Origin of the sequence: Xanthomonas fragariae (assembly GCF_900183975.1) — a bacterium.
Taxonomy (GTDB): domain Bacteria; phylum Pseudomonadota; class Gammaproteobacteria; order Xanthomonadales; family Xanthomonadaceae; genus Xanthomonas; species Xanthomonas fragariae.
Genome location: NZ_LT853882.1, coordinates 1,725,197 through 1,742,960, shown reverse-complemented (window position 1 = coordinate 1,742,960; position 17,764 = coordinate 1,725,197). Strand labels below are relative to the sequence as shown.

General features: G+C 62.9%; 11 protein-coding genes and 4 pseudogenes. 3 read left to right on the top strand and 12 right to left on the bottom strand.

Annotated features, from left to right (window positions below; genetic code table 11):
• Positions 1-289 precede the first annotated feature (289 nt).
• From PD885_RS08080 to PD885_RS08035, 10 genes and pseudogenes are all read right to left on the bottom strand, one after another.
• On the bottom strand, positions 290-1,138 hold the full coding sequence (locus PD885_RS08080) for an ABC transporter permease subunit (protein WP_002810093.1): 849 nt from the start codon (positions 1,136-1,138) through the stop codon (positions 290-292).
• Positions 1,135-2,046: an ABC transporter permease subunit gene (locus tag PD885_RS08075; RefSeq protein ID WP_002810095.1), complete on the bottom strand. Its 912-nt coding sequence runs from the start codon at positions 2,044-2,046 to the stop codon at positions 1,135-1,137. Before PD885_RS08075 ends, PD885_RS08080 begins: the two co-directional genes overlap by 4 nt.
• Entirely contained in the window at positions 2,043-3,173 is a 1,131-nt protein-coding gene (locus PD885_RS08070; RefSeq protein ID WP_002810098.1) for an ABC transporter ATP-binding protein, read from the bottom strand. The genes PD885_RS08075 and PD885_RS08070 overlap by 4 nt, the downstream gene beginning before the upstream one ends.
• A 254-nt stretch (positions 3,174-3,427) precedes the next feature.
• Complete coding sequence (locus PD885_RS08065) at positions 3,428-4,918, bottom strand: efflux transporter outer membrane subunit (RefSeq protein WP_002810113.1); 1,491 nt, start codon at positions 4,916-4,918, stop codon at positions 3,428-3,430.
• Positions 4,919-4,922: 4 nt separating this feature from the next.
• Positions 4,923-6,509 (bottom strand): MDR family MFS transporter, encoded by a 1,587-nt coding sequence (locus tag PD885_RS08060; protein WP_002810115.1) that lies wholly within the window; start codon positions 6,507-6,509, stop codon positions 4,923-4,925.
• The gene (locus PD885_RS08055; protein ID WP_002810116.1) at positions 6,506-7,708 is read right to left on the bottom strand and encodes an HlyD family secretion protein; all 1,203 of its coding nucleotides are present in this window, start codon (positions 7,706-7,708) and stop codon (positions 6,506-6,508) included. The genes PD885_RS08060 and PD885_RS08055 overlap by 4 nt, the downstream gene beginning before the upstream one ends.
• Positions 7,709-7,923: 215 nt before the next feature.
• A complete protein-coding gene (locus PD885_RS08050) occupies positions 7,924-9,039 on the bottom strand; it encodes a polyamine ABC transporter substrate-binding protein (protein WP_002810117.1) in 1,116 nt (371 codons plus the stop codon).
• Positions 9,040-9,144: 105 nt separating this feature from the next.
• Positions 9,145-9,882 (bottom strand): annotated as a pseudogene (locus PD885_RS08045) (aminotransferase class III-fold pyridoxal phosphate-dependent enzyme); the annotation flags it as partial.
• Positions 9,883-10,107: 225 nt separating this feature from the next.
• A complete protein-coding gene (locus PD885_RS08040; RefSeq protein WP_002810118.1) occupies positions 10,108-11,493 on the bottom strand; it encodes a glutamine synthetase family protein in 1,386 nt (461 codons plus the stop codon).
• 6 nt (positions 11,494-11,499) lie between these two features.
• Positions 11,500-11,680, bottom strand: a pseudogene (locus PD885_RS08035) (gamma-glutamyl-gamma-aminobutyrate hydrolase family protein); the annotation flags it as partial.
• A 188-nt stretch (positions 11,681-11,868) separates the two neighbouring features.
• Between PD885_RS08035 and PD885_RS08030 the strand changes: the two are divergent.
• The 3 genes and pseudogenes from PD885_RS08030 to PD885_RS08020 all read left to right on the top strand — a co-directional run.
• A complete protein-coding gene (locus tag PD885_RS08030; protein WP_002810119.1) occupies positions 11,869-13,248 on the top strand; it encodes a glutamine synthetase family protein in 1,380 nt (459 codons plus the stop codon).
• A complete protein-coding gene (locus PD885_RS08025; RefSeq protein ID WP_002810123.1) occupies positions 13,248-14,564 on the top strand; it encodes an NAD(P)/FAD-dependent oxidoreductase in 1,317 nt (438 codons plus the stop codon). The genes PD885_RS08030 and PD885_RS08025 overlap by 1 nt, the downstream gene beginning before the upstream one ends.
• Before the next feature lie 95 nt (positions 14,565-14,659).
• Positions 14,660-15,748, top strand: a pseudogene (locus PD885_RS08020) (diguanylate cyclase); the annotation flags it as partial.
• A 27-nt stretch (positions 15,749-15,775) separates the two neighbouring features.
• On the opposite strand, the gene PD885_RS08015 reads toward PD885_RS08020, so the two are convergent.
• Both PD885_RS08015 and PD885_RS08010 read right to left on the bottom strand, forming a co-directional pair.
• Positions 15,776-16,920, bottom strand: a protein-coding gene (locus PD885_RS08015) for an IS3 family transposase (RefSeq protein WP_088057113.1) whose coding sequence is annotated in 2 segments (ribosomal slippage) — positions 15,776-16,683 and positions 16,683-16,920 — 1,146 coding nt in all. Because the reading frame shifts where the segments join, the coding sequence is not laid out codon by codon here.
• 63 nt (positions 16,921-16,983) lie between these two features.
• Positions 16,984-17,756: pseudogene (locus PD885_RS08010) on the bottom strand (MFS transporter); the annotation flags it as partial.
• Between the last annotated feature and the right edge of the window lie 8 nt (positions 17,757-17,764).

Here is a 17,764-nt window from a genome sequence, read left to right as displayed (position 1 = left end):
CTTTCGCCCAAGAACGACCAACAAAACAACGGCGCGGCCAGCAGACAGCCGCGCCAGGTGCTCGCAGTCGGCATGCGTCGATAACTGCTCGCTACGTTTTTTCAGCCGCTATCATTGCGCGAGGCACCGGCAGCGCACAGCACGCGCGTCAGCTCCAATCACTACCATTACGACTGAGCAGTTCTATCGCAGCGATGTGTGACGTTTCGATTCGACAGGACCACCGACCCATCTGACGATGCAGCATCGTCTGCTAATCGCTGGCCATTCATGACGCAGCCAACCGCGCTCAGCCCTCGCGCTGCGCCGCCAACTGCATGTCACGCTGCCTGCGTTTTTCGTTACGTGCCAGCAGCCACCAACCGATCACCGCAGCGACCGACACCGCCAGCACCATCACGGTGGCGAGTGCGTTGATCTTGGGGCTGATGCCGAGCCGTACCGATGAAAACACCTTGATCGGTAGCGTGGTGGAACTGGGTCCGGCCAGGAAGCTGGCAATCACCACATCGTCCAGCGATAACGTGAATGCAAGCAGCCAGCCCGATGCCAGTGCCGGCGCAATGATCGGCAAGGTGATCAGGAAGAACACCTTCAGCGGTGTCGCGCCCAGATCCATTGCCGCGTCTTCCAGCGAGCGATCCAGTTCCTGCAGGCGCGAGCAAATCACCACCGTGACGAAGGAGACTGTGAAGGTGACGTGCGCAACCCAAATGGCAACGGCCCCGCGCGGCGCGATGCCGAGCACGCCGCCCATCGACACCAGCAACAGAAGGATTGACAAGCCGATGATCACCTCCGGCATCACCAGCGGCGCGGTGATCAGCGCGCCGAATAGCGTTTTGCCGGGGAAACGCCGCATGCGCACCATCGCCATCGCCGCCATCGTGCCCAATATGGTCGATGCACAGGCGGTCCAGAACGCCACGTCCAGGCTGATCCAGGCCGCGTCCAGCAGTTGCCGATCGCGCAGCAACTCGCCATACCAACGTGTCGAAAAGCCACCCCACACCGTAGCCAGGCGCGAGGCGTTGAACGAGTACACCATCAGCAAGAGAATCGGCAAATACAAAAAACCGAAGCCCAGCGCAAATACGCTGCCGCCGAGCATGCGTCCGCCGCGAAAGGCACGCATCATGTCAGCCGTCCTTCCAGCTCGCGCTGTTGATAGCGGTGGAAGATCACGATCGGCACCAGCAACAAGACAAGCATCACTGTCGCCACTGCAGCGGCCACCGGCCAGTCGCGATTGTTGAAGAACTCGCCCCAGAGCACGCGGCCGATCATCAAGGTGTCGGGGCCGCCCAACATTTCCGGAATCACGAATTCACCCACCGCCGGTATTATCACCAGCATGCAGCCGGCCACAATCCCGTTACGCGACAGCGGCAAGGTGATGCGCACAAACGCCTGCCACGGCCGCGCGCCCAGGTCATACGCGGCTTCGAGCAAGCGCTGGTCGTGCTTGACCAGGTTGGCATACAGGGGCAACACCATGAACGGCAGATAGCAGTACACGATGCCGATATAGGCGGCGATCGGCGTATACAACAGCTGCAGCGGCTGCTGGATCACACCTAGCGCCAGCAGTGCCTGGTTGAGCAATCCATTGCCATCGAGAATTCCTATCCAGGCGTACACGCGAATCAGGAACGAGGTCCACGAGGGCAGCACCACCAGCATCATCGCCACACTGCGCGTGGCCAGCGGCAGACGTGCAATCACGTACGCCATCGGATAACCAATCGACAGCGCTAACGCAGTGGAGATCGACGCGATTTTGATCGAACTCAGGTAAGCGGCGACATATTGGCTATCGCGCAGCAAGGCCAGATAATTACCCAAATGCAATTTGACGCTCACCGCGCCATCGGCGGCGTATGCAAATAGCGGCGTGTAAGGCGGCATCGCGGTAGCGCGCTCGGCAAACGAGATCTTCAGCACGATCAGGAACGGGATCGCGAAGAACACCAGCAGCCACAGAGACGGTGCGGCGATCACGCCCCAGCGCGCGCCTGGCAGTGCGCGGAGCAGGCGCCGCATCATGCGGTGAGTACCACGCCATCGTCATCGCCCCAGCCCACCCACACCGTATCGCCCCAGGTGAGTGCTTCGCTTGCACAGCGCTGGCGGTTTGCGAAGTTGGCCATCAGCTTGAAGCCGCTGGGCAGGCGCACGTGATACACCGAGTGGCTGCCGAAATAGGCGATGTCTTCGATCACGCCCTGCGCCTTGTTGCAGGCCTGTGTGGGTTCGTCCTTGCCGATGGCGAGTTTTTCCGGACGCAATGCGAACGCGACTGCCTGCCCTTGGAAGCCGGTGATGCCGTGGCCAATGCGGATATTGGCATTGAACGCAGCGGTTTTGAGGCTGACGTAATCCGGCGCGTCTTCGACGATGGCCGCATCGATCAGATTGACCGAGCCGATGAAATCGGCAGCGAAGCGGTTGGCCGGCTGTTCGTAAATTTCGTCGGGCGTGCCGACCTGCTGGATCCAGCCCTGGTCCATCAACGCAATGCGGGTGGCCATGGTCATGGCCTCCTCCTGATCGTGGGTGACCATCACGCAGGTGACCCCGGAGGTCTCGATGATGTTGACCAGTTCCAGCTGCATCTGATCTCGCAGTTTCTTGTCCAGCGCACCCATCGGTTCATCCAGCAACAGCAGCTTGGGCCGCTTGGCCAGCGAGCGCGCTAACGCCACGCGCTGCTGCTGCCCACCGGACAATTGATGCGGTTTGCGTTTGGCCAGCGCACGCAGCTGCACCAATTCGAGCATCTCGCCCACACGCGTGGCAATGGCGGCCCTGGACAACGCTTCCTGCTTCAACCCGAATGCGATGTTCTGCTCCACGCTCATGTGCGGGAACAACGCATACGACTGGAACATCATGTTGATCGGGCGCTCGTACGGCGGCAGCGCGTCGATCGGTTGCCCATCGAGCACGATGCTTCCTTTTGTCGGCCGCTCGAAACCGGCAAGGCATCGCAACAGCGTGGACTTGCCGCTACCCGAGCCGCCCAGCAGCGCAAAAATTTCGCCTTTGCGAATCTGCAAGCTGACGTCGTCGACCGCAACGACACCGTCGAATTCCTTGCGGACCTCGTGGATGCTCAGATAAGCATGGTCGTCCGCGTAAAGCTGCGACGGTGCAGCCTCGGAAAGTGCCATGAAACCTCTCAATTGCGAAAAGTAGCGAAGCAGCCATTGCAGTGGCCGACAAGCCAGCGCAGCCGGTGCTCGATGCGACCGGTACCACTGGTACATTTCAATTTGGAGCACGTCGTCCGCATTACCCTGACGACGACTCGCTACCTCTGTTGGCCACCTGATGGCGGGCGCTGCAGCAGCGACCACCCCCGTCATCATGCATCATGGCAAACCGCGACCGCGGCTACAGCGCTGGCGCCCGCCGCGGCGAGACGTCAGCGCGCTTGCTGCGCCGCCTCGCTCCAACCCAATCCCAGACTCTTCTGCAATGCGACGTAGTTCACTAGCAGTTGCGCCTGCGCCTGCGCGGCGGCGTCCTGCGCAGACAATTGCTGGCGCTGCACGTCGAGCAGATCGATCGACGACGTGGCGCCGGCATCGCGGCGCTGCTGCATGAGCACGGCCGAACGCGTGGCCGAGGCTTCGGCCTGCCGCGCCACCACCAACTGTTTGCGCGCCGAGCCGAAACGCGCCAATGCGGAATTGGCGTCCTGCAATGCAGCCAGCACAGCGCCTTCGTAAGCGGCCTGGCGACCGGCATTGCCGGCACGCGCCTGCTCCACCTGTGCTTTGGTGCGGCCGAAATCGAAGATCGACCAACGCAACATCGGCACCGCCAACGTGGTCAACGCGTCGGAATTGAAGTCGCTTGGCGAGCCCGCTACCCAACTCAGGCCACCGAGCAAGGTCACCTGCGGAAAGTAGCCGTTCAATGCCTCGCCGATCTGCGCGCTGGAGGCGGCCAGCTCGCGCTCGGCCTTGCGCACGTCGGGGCGACGGCGGATCAACGCACCGGCATCGTCTACGCGTACCTGCGTGGGCAACATCGGCAACGCTTGCGGGGTGCTCAGCTGCGCATCCAGCGCGCCAGGCTCGCGCCCTACCATCAGTGCCAATTGGTCGAGCGCTTCCTGCGATTGCATGTCCAGCGGCAGGCGTTGCGCTTGCTGCTGCTGCACTTGGGTAACGATCTGCTCGACCTGGAGATCCGATGCCGCACCACGCTCCCGGCGCTGCTGGGTCAGGCTCAGGGTTTGACGAATCTTGTCCAGCTTGGCATCGGCAATGGCCAGGCGCGCCTGCAACCCACGGTAATTGAGATAGACCTGCCCCACTTCAGCGGCCAGTTGCACCTGCGCATCGGCCAGCTCGGCTTCGGACGCTTGCGCCTGTGCCAAGGCACCTTCGGCGGCGCGACGGCGGCGGCCGAAGACATCTAGCTCCCAGCTTGCGTCGAACCCCGCGGTATAGATCTCGGTATTTTCCAGATCTAGGGCCTGGCTGCCCGCTGCAGGCGACTGGCCTTGCTGACCCTGCTGCAATCCACCCAACGTATCGACGATGGTTTGCGGAGGTTGGGCATACGCGTACACCGCGCTGGCATTGAGCTTGGGCAGGCGCTCGGCGCGGCGTTGCCGGGCCAGTGCGCGATTGGCGCGCAGCCGCGCTTGCGCGGCACGCAGATTGGGGCTGTCGGCCAGCGCCTGGCTGACCAGTTGGGTGAGAGTCGGATCGTGCAGTTCCTCCCACCAGTGGTTCAGCGGCGTAGCAGCGACTACATCGACGCCACTGGCGCGATGCAATGCGGACGCTCGAATCGCCGCATCGGCCACTGCCGGCGGCTTGGTGTAGTTGGGGCCGAGCATGCAGCCGCCGAGCAACAACGTGCTCAACGCCGCAGCCAGCGGCATGCGGATCAGGCGCATGGAATCAGTGCATTGCAAGGTGCGCCCCCTTGGGTAACGGCTTGAGCAAAAAGGCCAGCGGAATCGTGCAAACCACGATCAAGCCGAAGATCCAGAACAGATCGCTATAGGTCATCACCAGGGCCTGCTGCTGCACCGACCGCGCCAGTTGCGCGAGCGAGCGAATGGCCGCCTCGCCACCGGCACTGCCCTGCACCTGCGCAGCCAAGCCAGAAAGAAAGTCCTGCGCGCGCGTGGAATTGGCGGTAATCGCGCTGCCGATGGTGTCGGTGTGGAAAGTCATGCGACGCTCCTGGAAGGTGGAAATCAGCGCCAGACCGACCGATCCGCCCAGGTTGCGGCCAGCGTTGAACAGACCCGATGCGTCGCCGGCCAGCTCCGGCGGCACCGATGAAATCGCCGCCTGGTTGAGCGACATCATCGCCAGCGCCAAGCCGCAGCCCTGCAGCAACTGGCCAGCGACAAAATGCATGCCGACGGTATCAGCGGTCAGCGATAGATTGACTAAACAGGCCGCGGCAAAACAGATCAGGCCGGCGATCACCAGGATGCGCACGTCCACCGCTTCCAACAACTTGGGCATCACCGGCATTAGCAACACGGTCGGCAGGCCCGCCAAGAGCAGCACATAGCCGGCCTGCTCGGTGTTGTAGCCGGAGATCACCGCCAGAAACTGCGGAATCATGTACATGACCCCGAACAGGATCATGCCCACCGCCATGATCATGATGAACACCGCACCGAAACTACGATGCAGCAATAACGACAAGCGGATCACCGGCGCGCGTCGGCGAAACTGGCCAATTATCAAGGCGATGAATCCGCTCAAGGAGATCAGGCTCAGCATGGTGATCTCGCTGGACTCGAACCAACGTTGGCGCTGGCCTTCTTCCAGCACCACGGTGAGCCCGCCCAGGCCGGCGGTCAGGCCGTAGATGCCCAGCCAATCGGCGTTGAGCAGACCGGCCCAATCGCCTTTTTCATGCCTGAGGCCAAGCAGCAGCAAGGCCACCAAGCCGACACAGACCGGCAGGTTGATGAAAAACGCGTAGTGCCAGCTCACGTTTTCGGTTAACCAACCGCCCAGCAGCGGGCCGATCACCGGTCCCATGATCACGGTCATGCCGAACAAGGCGGTGCCCATGGTCTGCTGGCTCGGCGGCAGCCGCGTGGCGACGATGGTCAGCGCGGTCGGAATCAACGCACCACCGGCCAAGCCCTGCCCGACGCGGCCGATGATCATCATCGTCAACGAAGTCGATAGCCCGCACACCACCGAAAACGCGGTGAACATCACCGCGCAGATCAGCAGGAAGTTGCGCAAACTCAGCGTGCGCACGAACCAGCCGGTCAGCGGGATCATGATGATCTCGGCGACCAGATACGCGGTGGAAATCCAGGTGCCTTCGGTGCCGCTGGCGCCCACCTCGCCCTGGATGGTGGGCAGCGCCGCATTGACGATGGAAATATCAAGCGTCGCCATGAACGAGCCGATGGTGCCGGCCAGCACCGCCAGCCAGGCGCCCGGCTCGGCTTTCTCGCGTTGGACGCTGCCGCCGGCACCCTGCCCGGTGGCTGCCGCTGCAGTCATCGCGCGCGCTCCTGTGCTTGCACGCGATCGGATTCCTCCTTGGCACGTTGCTTGGCGTCCCTGGCCGAGCGCGTATCTACAGTGACTTCGACCGACATGCCCGGCACCAGCACCTTGCGCGCCTCTTCACCGGCCAGCACCCGGATGCGTACCGGCACGCGCTGCACCACCTTGGTGAAGTTGCCGGTGGCGTTTTCAGGCGGCAATAACGCGAACTGCGAACCGGTACCCGGCGACAGGCTTTCGACCTTGCCGTGCAGCTTGACGCCAGACAACGCATCGACCTGGATCTCGGCCGGCTGACCAGGACGCATCAGGCCGACCTGGGTTTCCTTGAAGTTGGCGACCAGGTACAGCGATTCCTGCGGCACGATGGTCATGGTGCGGGTGCCGGCGGCCAGAAACTGGCCCACCTGCACGGTCTTGTCGCCAACCCGGCCGTGGATGCGGCTGGTCAGACGAGTGTCTTCCACCGCTACGCGCGCCTGATCGGCGTCGGCGGTGGCCTGCTTCACGCCAGCCCGCGCCTGTTCCAGCTGCGCGCTGCTGGCCTGGATCTGGCTCTGTGCGCCCTTGGCCTGCGCCTGTGCAGCCTCGTACTGGGCACGTGCGCGCTGCAGATCGTGCTGCAGGCTTTCCTGGTGTTCGTGCGTGTCGGCGCCGGAGGCGGCCAGCGGCGCGAAGCGCTTCACTTCGGCCTGGGCAAACGTCAGGCTGGCGGCGGCAGACGTCACCTGGGTGCGCGCTTGCACCAGCGACGACTCCTGCGCCGAGACGTTGGCAGTGGCGGCGGCGATGTCGGCCTGGCGCGCGGCGATCGCGGCATCGGCCTGCTGCAGGGTCGCCTGGTAGGTGCGGTCGTCGATCTGCAACAGCGGCTGGCCGGCATCCACGATCTGGTTGTCGCCTACCATCACCTTGGTCACATAGCCGCTGACGCGGGGCGCCACCGCCACCGAATCGGCCTGCAGATAGGCGTTATTGGTGTCCTGCATGTAGCGACCCCTGATCAGGTAATCGGCCAGCCACACCACCAGCAGGATCGCCACCAGCACGCCGACCAGGATCAGCGTCCACTTCACCTTGGGGTTTTTCAACGGTGAGGGCCTGGCTTGCTGCTGCTCGTCGCGCGCGTCTGCGCCCTGCGCATCCGTCGCAGAAACGTGGCCGTCGTTGGACCGGTGGTCTTGGTTGCTCAAAATGAGGCGTCCTGTGTCGTGGGTTAGGCGTGCCAACCATGTACCGCATCAGCGGCTCCGGCGAAGGCGGCGCAACCATACAATTATTTGAACCGTCCAGTACAGATTGCGTGACTAGGCTGGTCAGCCGCCACTTGGGCTTGTTGGCGCTTTATTAGGACCGCCCGGCCTGGTGCACGGCAACCTGGCTGCGCGCCCCGTCATCACGCTGGCCATCAGCGACCGGTCTTGATCTCCGTCCACAGCCGCGTATACAGCCGGTCCACTTCCGGCGGATTGATCGCGTAGGTGAACATCTTGGCGCTCACTTCCGGCGGTAGGTAGATGGTGGGGTCGTTGCGAATCGCCGCATCCACCAGCGGCGTGGCGGTGCGCACTGGATTGGCGTAATGGATGAAGTTGGTATTGGCCGCGGCCACCTGCGGCTTCAGCAGATAATTGATGAAGGCGTAGGCGTTGTCCGGGTGTTTAGCGTCCTTGGGAATGGCTAGCATGTCGAACCATTGCGGCGCGCCTTCCTTGGGAATCGAATAGGCCACCTTGATGGTGTTACCGGCTTCGGCCGCACGGTCGCGCGCCTGGATGATGTCGCCCGACCACCCCACTGCCAGACAGGTATTGCCGTTGGCCAGCGAGGTCACATACTGGCTGGAGTGGAAGTTCTGCACATACGGGCGAATGGTCTTTATCAGCGCGGCCGCTTTTTCGATCTCGGCCGGCACGCTGCTACGCGGATCCAGCCCAAGATAATTGAGCGCGATCGGGATAATGTCCGAGGGTGTGTCCAGGATGGTGACGCCGCAGCCCTTGAGCCTGGACAGATTCTCCGGCTTGAACACCAAATCCCAGCTGTTGGCGACCTCGGTGCTACCGAAGACCGCCTTGAGCTTGTCCACGTTGTAGCCGATGCCGGTGGTGCCGATCATGTACGGCACACCGTAGGTGTTGTTAGGGTCCTGCGCGGCAATGCGGCGCATCACATCTGGATCCAGATTGACCAGGTTGGGGATTTTGCTCTTGTCCAACGGCAGGAAAACGCCTGCCTGGATCTGCCGGCCGAAGAAGTTGAGCGTAGGCACTACAACGTCGTAATCGCTGCCACCGGCCAGCAATTTGGTTTCCACCATCTCGTCGCTGTCGAACACATCGTAGGTGACCTTGATGCCGGTGCTCTTTTCGAACGCGGGCACCGTGTCTTCGGCGATGTAGTCCGAATAGTTGTAGACGTTGAGCACCTTTGCCTGCGCCTGGGCATTACCTGGCGCGTTGCCGCCACCGCAGGCGGCCAGCAAGGTGGTGGACAGCGTCAGGGCGAGCAGTCGCAGCTTCATGCGGGTCTCCAGAGCAACGCAGTGGGGGCGGGGCGGTGTTGCGGCGGGTCTAGCGTCCAGCCTACCTACCGCGGTTGTGTTTGCCCAGCTATTTGCCCAGTGCCTGCGCGGTGTCGTCGGCCAGTAACCGCGCGGCGGGATATACACCCCGATCGCGCCCATGATCGGCTCACCGATAAATGCCGCCACGTATTGCGGCCCGAACTCAAGAATCCTGTCTTCCAAGCGGCGCGCTGCGAGCAACCCGTATTCCTCAGGATCCATCTCCGCACCATCGCCGAAATGACACGGCGGCGCGATGTGGTGGATATCCGGAATCGGCAACCCTCCCTGCTTATGCATCCCTTCGATGCCACCCAGGCTGGCGCCGGCCATGGTGGTGCCGTGATAGCCATCGTGACGGCCGATGAAGATGCGTTTTTCCGGCTGCCCCTGCACTGCCCAGAAATGCCGTACCAAGCGCAGGATGGTGTCGTTAGCTTCCGACCCAGAATTGGCGAAAAACGCATGATTCAAGTCACCAGGCGTCAACTCCGCCAACTTGGCTGCAAGATGGATGGTGGGCTCGGTCGTGCAGTGGAAAAAACTGTTGTAGTACACCAACTGCTCCATCTGCCGGGCCGCCGCCTGCGCAAGTTCTTTGCGTCCATAGCCCGCATTGACGCACCACAAGCCAGCAAACGCACCCAGCAACTTGTTGCCCTGCGCGCGCCATACATACACGCCTTCACCGCGCGTCAGGATGCGCGTGCCCTTCTCGGCCAATGCGGCGCTGTCGTTGAACGGATGCAGATGATGGGCGGCATCGAGTTGCTGCAACGAACTCAGCACAGAAGGGTCCACGGCTTGCTCCAGATGGGGGGAGTCAAGAGCATACCTGCGGCTGTAGGGCGTGATGTGGAGGATGTAGAGAGTTGTTGTAGCAGATGCGTGGTTGATGCCTGGAGGCCAAGCGCAGATCTCGGCAAGGCATGCACCGATGGAGCTGCGTCACCTCATCCACCCTTCGCGTACCTTTTTCCGATAGAGAAAAGGAAACAAAGCAGCACGCTGCGGGGCGCAAACTTCTCACACATTCAACAACAAAAACTCCCGTTCCCACGAACTTATCACCCGAAAAAAAGTCTCATACTCTTTCCGTTTCACCGATATATAAGCCCGCACAAATCGCCGGCCTAATATCTCCTGCAACGCCTCGCAGGCCTCCAACCCGTCCAACGCCTCGCCCAGCGACCGCGGCAGATCGTAGCCCTGCTCCTTACCGTTACTGCTGATCGGCGCCGTCGGCTCCAGCTTCTCGCGGATGCCCAACAACCCGCACGCCAACGTTGCCGCCATCGCCAGATACGGATTGGCATCGGAACCGGCAAACCGGCTTTCCACCCGCATGTTCTGCGGCGCATCGATCGGCACGCGTAGCCCGCAGGTGCGATTGTCGAAACCCCACAGCACATTGCTCGGCGACACCTCGCCGAACATCAGCCGTCGATACGAATTGACGTTGGGCGCCAGCAGCCCCATCGCCATCGGAATGTACTTCTGAAGACCGCCCAGATAATGCGCGAAGGTGTCGCTGAAGCCACCTTCGCGCTTGCCGCTGAATACATTTTTTTCGGTGCCTGCATGCACCAGGCTTTGATGGATATGCATCGCGCTGCCCGGCTCGGTTTCCATCGGTTTGGCCAGAAACGTCGCATAGACGCCATGCCGCAGCGCCGCCTCGCGCATGGTGCGCTTGAACAGGAAGACCTGATCGGCGCGCGACAACGCATCGGCGTGAGTGAAGTTGACCTCCAGCTGGGCGGCACCGGATTCGTGAATCAAGGTATCCACGTCCAGCTCCATCGCGTCGCAATAGTCGTACATCAGATCCAGAATCGGATCGAACTCGTTGACCGCATCGATCGAATACGACTGGCGTGCGGTTTCAGGCCGCCCCGAGCGACCCGCCGGCGGCAACAATGGGAAGTCCGGGTCGGTGTTCTTCTGCACCAGAAAGAATTCCAGCTCCGGTGCGACCACCGGTTGCAGCTCGACCTCGGCGTACGCGTCCAGCACGCGGCGCAACACGTTGCGCGGGGCAAGCTCATGCGGCTGCCCGTCCTTGGTGTAGCAATCGTGGATGACCTGCGCGGTGGGGTCGACCGCCCATGGCACCATGCGCACGGTGGTGGCATCCGGGCGCAGGTGCATGTCCGAATCCGACGGGGAGGTCAGCTCGTAATAATCGTCTGGGTAATCGCCGGTAACCGTGGTAGCGAAGATGCCTTCTGGCAGCCGTGTGCCGTAGTCGTGCGAAAACTTGTCGGCCGGAATGATCTTGCCGCGCGCGTTGCCGGTGATGTCCGGCACCAGACACTCGACCTCGGTGATGTTGCGCTCCTTGAGCCAGCGGCGCAGCGCGCTCTCCGGCTGCTTGGGCGTGGATTGACGCGAACGTGTGCGGATGGACATGCGACCTCACTGGCCGCGTTGAGCGGCGTATTGGCGACAGGCCTCGCCGAAGGCCTGAAAGATGCCACGGTAGAACGGATGCGGTGTGACACGCCACTCCGGATGCCATTAGCACCGCGAGCAGAAAGCCGGGCCCGGTGCCGCGAAAGGCTTCGGTCAGGCCGTCCGGCGCGGTGGCTTCGAGCAACGGGTGCGGCCCTTGCAGGATGCGATCAGTCGGTAACCCGACCAGCGCAACGTCAACCATGCAGACATCCCGATGCGTTGCGTTGAACCTCGATACGCTCGAACTTACCGTGCAGACGCACGCGTTGCCAAGTGCAATTGCTCACGCGCACTTTGCTAATCTGCGCGGCGACTTTGCAGGTGCTGCCCATGGCTTCCGAGAACTCTGTCGCGTCCCTGCCCGCTGCCGATGCCGCCACGCTGGCGCGCATCGCCGGCTGCGAATCGGTCGATCTGTTATTGCCTGACACCAACGGCGTGCTGCGCGGCAAGCGCATCGCTGGAGAGGCGCTGAGCAAGGTCTACCACGATGGTGTGTGCCTGCCGATGTCGCTAATCGCCACCGACATCACCGGCAATACCGTGGAAGAGACCGGGCTGGGATATGCCATCGGCGATGCCGACCGCATCTGTCGGCCGATCGAAGGGTCGCTGCGCCCGGTGCCGTGGGCGCCGCAACCGATGGCGCAGCTGTTGCTGGCGATGCACAACCCGGATGGCAGCCTGTTCGAGGTTGCGCCACGCGCGGCGCTGCAACGCGTGCTGCACGGCTTTGCCGCACTCGGCCTGACCCCGGTGATGGCGGTGGAACTGGAGTTCTATCTGTTCGATGTGGTGTCCGATGCACAGGGGCGACCGCAGACGCCGCGCAACCCGGTCACCGGCGAGCGCAGCGAGAGCAACCAGGTGTATTCGCTGCAGGATCTGGACGACCAACGCGGCTTTACCGAGGCGGTCACCGCTGCATGCCGCCAGCAAGGCATCCCGGCCGACACCGCCGTGGCCGAATACGCGCCTGGCCAGTTCGAGATCAATCTGCAACATCGCGCCGATGCGGTGGTGGCCTGCGACGAGGCAATCCTGCTCAAGCGCACCATCAAGGCCATTGCGCAACAGCAGGGCAAGCTTGCCAGCTTCATGGCCAAGCCATTCCCCGGTCAGGCCGGCAGCGGGCTGCATCTGCATGTGAGCCTGCTCGATGTCGACGGGCACAACGTGTTTGCCAGCACTGCCGATACGCCGGCAGACAGCTTGCGCCACGCCATCGCCGGCCTACAGCGGCATGCGGAAGCGTCGCTGTTGTTGTTTGCCCCGCACGCCAACAGCTATCGCCGCTTCGTCAGCAACGCCTTCGTGCCGCTGGATGCGAGCTGGGGCTTCAACAATCGCACCGTGGCGCTGCGTATCCCGCATAGCGATGCGCGCAATACCCGCATCGAACACCGCATTGCCGGCGCCGATGCCAACCCGTATCTTGCCGCTGCCGCCGTGCTTGCCGCCATGCTGGACGGCCTGCAACACCCCACCGAGCCCACTGCACCAATCACCGGTAATGCCTACACGCAATCGGTGTTCCAGCAGCGCACCTGGCAAGGCGCAGTCGATGCGTTGCTTGGCAGCGACTTCATCGGCGCGCAGTTCGGCGCGCAGTTCCAGCATGTGTTTGGCCAGCAGAAACAGCGCGAGTTGCTCGACTACCAGGCGCTGATACCGGATCTGGATTACGCGCGGTACCTGCGGACCGTGTGATGAGCACCCCAGCCACGCCCCTGCCGCAGACCGAAGCGCCGGCCAACGGCTATCCCGACAGCTGGTACGCGCGCAGCACGCCCGCCTTGCCGAAGCAGCCGCGTCTGCAAGGCGTCGAGCAAGTCGACGTCTGCATCCTCGGTGCCGGTTACACCGGACTGACCGCCGCGCTCGCCCTGGCCGAGGCCGGCTACAAGGTCATCGTGCTGGAAGCAAGACGCGTCGGCTGGGGCGCTTCCGGGCGTAACGGCGGCCAGGCCATCGTCGGCTACGGTTGCGAGCAGCAAACGCTGGAAGCACTGGTGGGCAATGACGACGCACGCCTGCTGTTCGACTTCTCGCGCGACGGCATGCGCCTGCTGCGTGCGCGCATCGAGCGCCATGCCATCGCCTGCGATTGGCGCGACGGGCACGCGCACGTGCCATTGAAACAGCGCCATGTGCAGGCCTTGCAGCACGGCATCGTGCGCATGGCCGAGCGCTACGACTACCCGCTGGAATGGTGGGACCGCACGCGCACCCGGCAAGTGCTGGACAGCCCGCTGTATCTGGGCGCGATGTTCGACCCGGCCAGCGGCCACCTGCATCCGCTGGCCTATGCGCTGGGCCTGGCACGTGCAGCACTGGCGGCCGGCGTGCGCATCCATGAAGACTCGGCGGTGACCCGGCTGCAGGACGGCACGCCGGTGGTGATGCACACCGCCCAGGGCAGTGTCGCGGCCGACTTCGGAGTGATCGCCGGCAACGCCTTGCTGCAGGGCATCGCCGCGCCGCTGGAGCAGCGCATCATGCCGGTCGGCACCTATGTCGGCGCCACGCCGCCGTTGGGCGAGTCCTGCGCACGCGCGTTGATCGCCAACGACATGGCGGTCGCCGACACCAATTGGGCGCTGGACTATTACCGGCTCAGCGCCGACCACCGGCTGCTGTTCGGTGGCCGCGCCAGCTACTCATCGCGTCCGCCGCACGGCCTGGACCGGTTGATGACCCGGCGCATGCACAGCGTATTCCCGCAACTGCACGAGGTGCCGCTGGAAACGCTATGGGGCGGTTATGTCGATATCTCGCGCAACCGGGCCCCGCATTGGGGCCGGCTGGCGTCCAATGTCTATTTCGCACAAGGATTTTCCGGCCATGGCGTCGCCGCCACCGGGCTGGCCGGCCATGTCATCGCCGAGGCCATCAGCGGCCAGAGCCGGCGGCTGGACGTATTCGAGCGCATCCCGCACCGGTCCTTCCCGGGCGGGCGGCGGCTGCGCACGCCGCTGTTGGTGGCCGCGATGAGTTGGTATCGGCTGCGTGATGCGCTGTGGTGAGCGGTGCGTGCTCTGCGCACGTTGCCATGAAGTGCCCAAGCTTTGGCGAGCAAAGCAGTTAAGTCTCCTGACAGACCGACTCAGACGGCCAGCCGATATTCCCAGGTCCTCTACACCGCGACAGTGAAAGCGCAGTCCTGCCGCAACGCGTATTACTGGTGGAGAACTCGCGCACGTTCACTAGCATGCTGCGCGAAGCCATCGAGCAACGCGTGAAATTGTCGGTCACGGTCGTTTCGACCCTGGCCGAAGCGGCGCGCGTGCTGGACGAAGAAGATGGCTGGTTCCTGGTCCTGACTGGCCTGGTCCTGGTCGACGGCGACCGCGATAAGGTGGTCGAATTTTTCCTGGCGCGCAAACTGCCCACCGTGGTGGTCAGCGGCGTTTATGACGAGAACCTACGCCAGCGCGTGCTGCAGCAACAAATCATCGACTACGTGCTCAAGAACGCGCCGGGCAGCGTCAAATATCTGGCCTGGCTGGTACAGCGTCTGGAACGCAATCGCAGTATCGCTGCACTGGTGGTGGACGACTCGCTGTCTGCACGTACCTATGCCGCGGCGTTGTTGTCGATGTATGGCTACCGCGTAGTGCTCGCCGCCGATGGTGCCGCCGGATTGCAGGCGATCGAACGCGACCCCGACATCCGCCTGACCCTCGTCGATCAGGAAATGACTGGCATGGAAGGCGTGGAATTCACCCGCCGGCTGCGTGCGATCCGCTCACGCGACAAGGTTGCGGTGATTGGGATTTCCGGCAGCAGCGACTCGTCGCTGATCCCGCGCTTTTTGAAGAATGGCGCCAACGACTTCCTGCGCAAGCCCTTCTCGCGCGAAGAATTTTTCTGCCGCGTCTCGCAAAACGTGGACCAGTTGGAGTTGATCGGCACGTTGCAGGATCTGGCCACCCGCGACTTCCTCACCGGCCTGCCGAATCGACGTTACTTTCTGGAACAGAGTCAGCGGGTGATCCCCGAATTGCTGACGCAGGACCAGACGGTCACCGCGGCGATGGTGGATATGGTAGATATCGATCACTTCAAGCACATCAACGACACCTGGGGCCATGAAGCAGGCGACCAGGCGCTGCGTGCGGTGGCCGCCTCGGTGTCCGGGCATGCGCGGCCGCAGGATCTGGTGGCGCGGTTCGGCGGCGAAGAATTCTGCTTGCTGGTATCGGGGCTGGTGATACGCCCAGGGTTCCGTAGACACTCAAGACCCTCGTTGCGCGTAGCGCCGTTCAAACTCTACAGGGGACAGGTCGCCAGTTGAACCGTGGCGGCGGTTGGGGTTGTAGAACATCTCGATGTAGTCGAATACCTCGGCGCGAGCGGCGTCCTTGGTGGAATAGGTCCGCCGCCTGATCCGCTCGCGTTTGAGCAGGCCGAAGAAGCTCTCCACGGGTGCGTTGTCGTGGCAGTTGCCACGCCGACTCATGCTGCACACCACGCCATGGGACGCCAGGAAACTGCGCCAGTCATCGCTGGTGTAGACAGACCCTTGGTCCGAATGAACCAAGCAACCAGCGTTGGGTTTGCGCCGCCACACCGCAGACAACAAGGCCTGCACGACCAACTCGGTGTCGGCCCGATCGCGCATCGCCCAGCCGACGACCTGCCGGGAAAACAGATCGATCACAACAGCCAGGTACATCCAGCCTTCATGCGTGCGGATGAAGGTGAAATCGCTCGCCCAGGCTGTGTCCGGCTCAGTCACGTCGAACTGTCGGTCAAGCAGGTTGGCCGCCGCCTTGCACTGCATTCCTCCATGGAAGCGCGGTTTGCGACCATAGCCCACCTGGGCACGCAGTCCCTCGGTGCGCATCAGCCGATGCACCCGATGGCGACTGCAACGCTCACCCAGATCGCGCAGATCCCTGGTGATCTTGCGATGCCCACAGACACTGCCGCTGGCCAGCCAGTGGTGCTTGATCAGTCCAAGCAAGCGCTCATCTTCCTTGGCGCGCTCACTGTTGGGCGAGCACAACCAGGCGTAATAGCCCGACCGGTTGACCCGCAATACCCGGCACATCGCACACACCCTGAATTCCCCACAGTGGGCTTGCATGAAGGCGTACTTTGCCCTTACCCCTTGGCAAAGTACGCGGCGGCCTTTTTTAGGATGTCGCGCTCCTCGGTCACTCGACGCAACTCTGCCTTCAGCCGCCGAACCTCGGCGCTCTGGTCCACCTCGGCGCGCTGCACCACGCCAGGCTTGCCGAACTTGCGCAGCCAGGCGTAGAGGCTGTGCGTGGTGACACCTAGTCGCTCCGCGACTTCTGCCACCTTGAAACCACGATCGGTCACTTGCCGGACCGCCTCGATCTTGAATTCATCCGTATACCGCTTGCTGCTCATGGACACCTCCGAATTGACCATTTTCCATGGCCTTGAGATGTCTAGGAAACCCTGGGCGTATCAGTAACCTAGCGCGAACACGGTCATCAGATAGAACAGCACGAAGGTGGCGAGTGCACCCAAGGTGCCGATAATCAATGCTGGCCAGTGTTGCGAAATTACCGTAGCCAATGGCAGCCGCACGCGCGTCTTGCGGTGCAGGGCTTTTTGGAAATCCGGTGTTTCGGTAATGCTCAGGCGCACCCACAGACCGGTCAGCACCAGCAACGCGCTGGCCAGAAACGGCACCCGCCAGCCCCACTGCATGAACTGAGTATCGTCAAGCACCGCGCCCATGCCCAGAAAGGTGCCGGTAGACAGCAAAAAGCCCAACGGCGCGCCCAATTGCGGAAACATGCCATACCAGACCCGTTTGCCGGGCGGCGCGTTTTCGGCGGCCAGCAACACCGCCCCGCCCCATTCGCAGCCCCAGCCCCAGACCCTGGCCAAAGCGGCACAACGCCAACAACGCAGGCGCAAACACGCCGATCTGTGCGTAGCTGGGCAGCAGCCCGATCGCCACCGTGGACACGCCCATTGTCAGCAGCGCCGCCACCAGCGTGGCCTTGCGTCCGACACGATCGCCGAAGCGACCAAATACCCCCGAGCCGACCGGCCGCGCGATAAAGGCCACCGCAAACGTCGCCAACGACTGCAGCATCGCTGCACTGCCAGCGCCTGTGGGAAAGAACAACGTGGGGAATACCAACACCGCGGCAGTGGCGTAGATTCAGACTGGCAAATAGCACGCGCGCAGGCGAATTGGTGGCAGTGGCGAACGGCGCGTCGGCAGTCATCGTTGGTC

Excerpts from the sequence above, each read along its gene's own strand:
- PD885_RS08080 (WP_002810093.1), bottom strand. The coding sequence starts at position 1,138 with ATGATGCGTGCCTTTCGCGGCGGACGCATGCTCGGCGGCAGCGTATTT.
- PD885_RS08075 (WP_002810095.1), bottom strand. The coding sequence starts at position 2,046 with ATGATGCGGCGCCTGCTCCGCGCACTGCCAGGCGCGCGCTGGGGCGTG.
- PD885_RS08070 (WP_002810098.1), bottom strand. The coding sequence starts at position 3,173 with ATGGCACTTTCCGAGGCTGCACCGTCGCAGCTTTACGCGGACGACCAT.
- PD885_RS08065 (WP_002810113.1), bottom strand. The coding sequence starts at position 4,918 with ATGCGCCTGATCCGCATGCCGCTGGCTGCGGCGTTGAGCACGTTGTTG.
- PD885_RS08060 (WP_002810115.1), bottom strand. The coding sequence starts at position 6,509 with ATGACTGCAGCGGCAGCCACCGGGCAGGGTGCCGGCGGCAGCGTCCAA.
- PD885_RS08050 (WP_002810117.1), bottom strand. The coding sequence starts at position 9,039 with ATGAAGCTGCGACTGCTCGCCCTGACGCTGTCCACCACCTTGCTGGCC.
- PD885_RS08040 (WP_002810118.1), bottom strand. The coding sequence starts at position 11,493 with ATGTCCATCCGCACACGTTCGCGTCAATCCACGCCCAAGCAGCCGGAG.
- PD885_RS08030 (WP_002810119.1), top strand. The coding sequence starts at position 11,869 with ATGGCTTCCGAGAACTCTGTCGCGTCCCTGCCCGCTGCCGATGCCGCC.
- PD885_RS08025 (WP_002810123.1), top strand. The coding sequence starts at position 13,248 with ATGAGCACCCCAGCCACGCCCCTGCCGCAGACCGAAGCGCCGGCCAAC.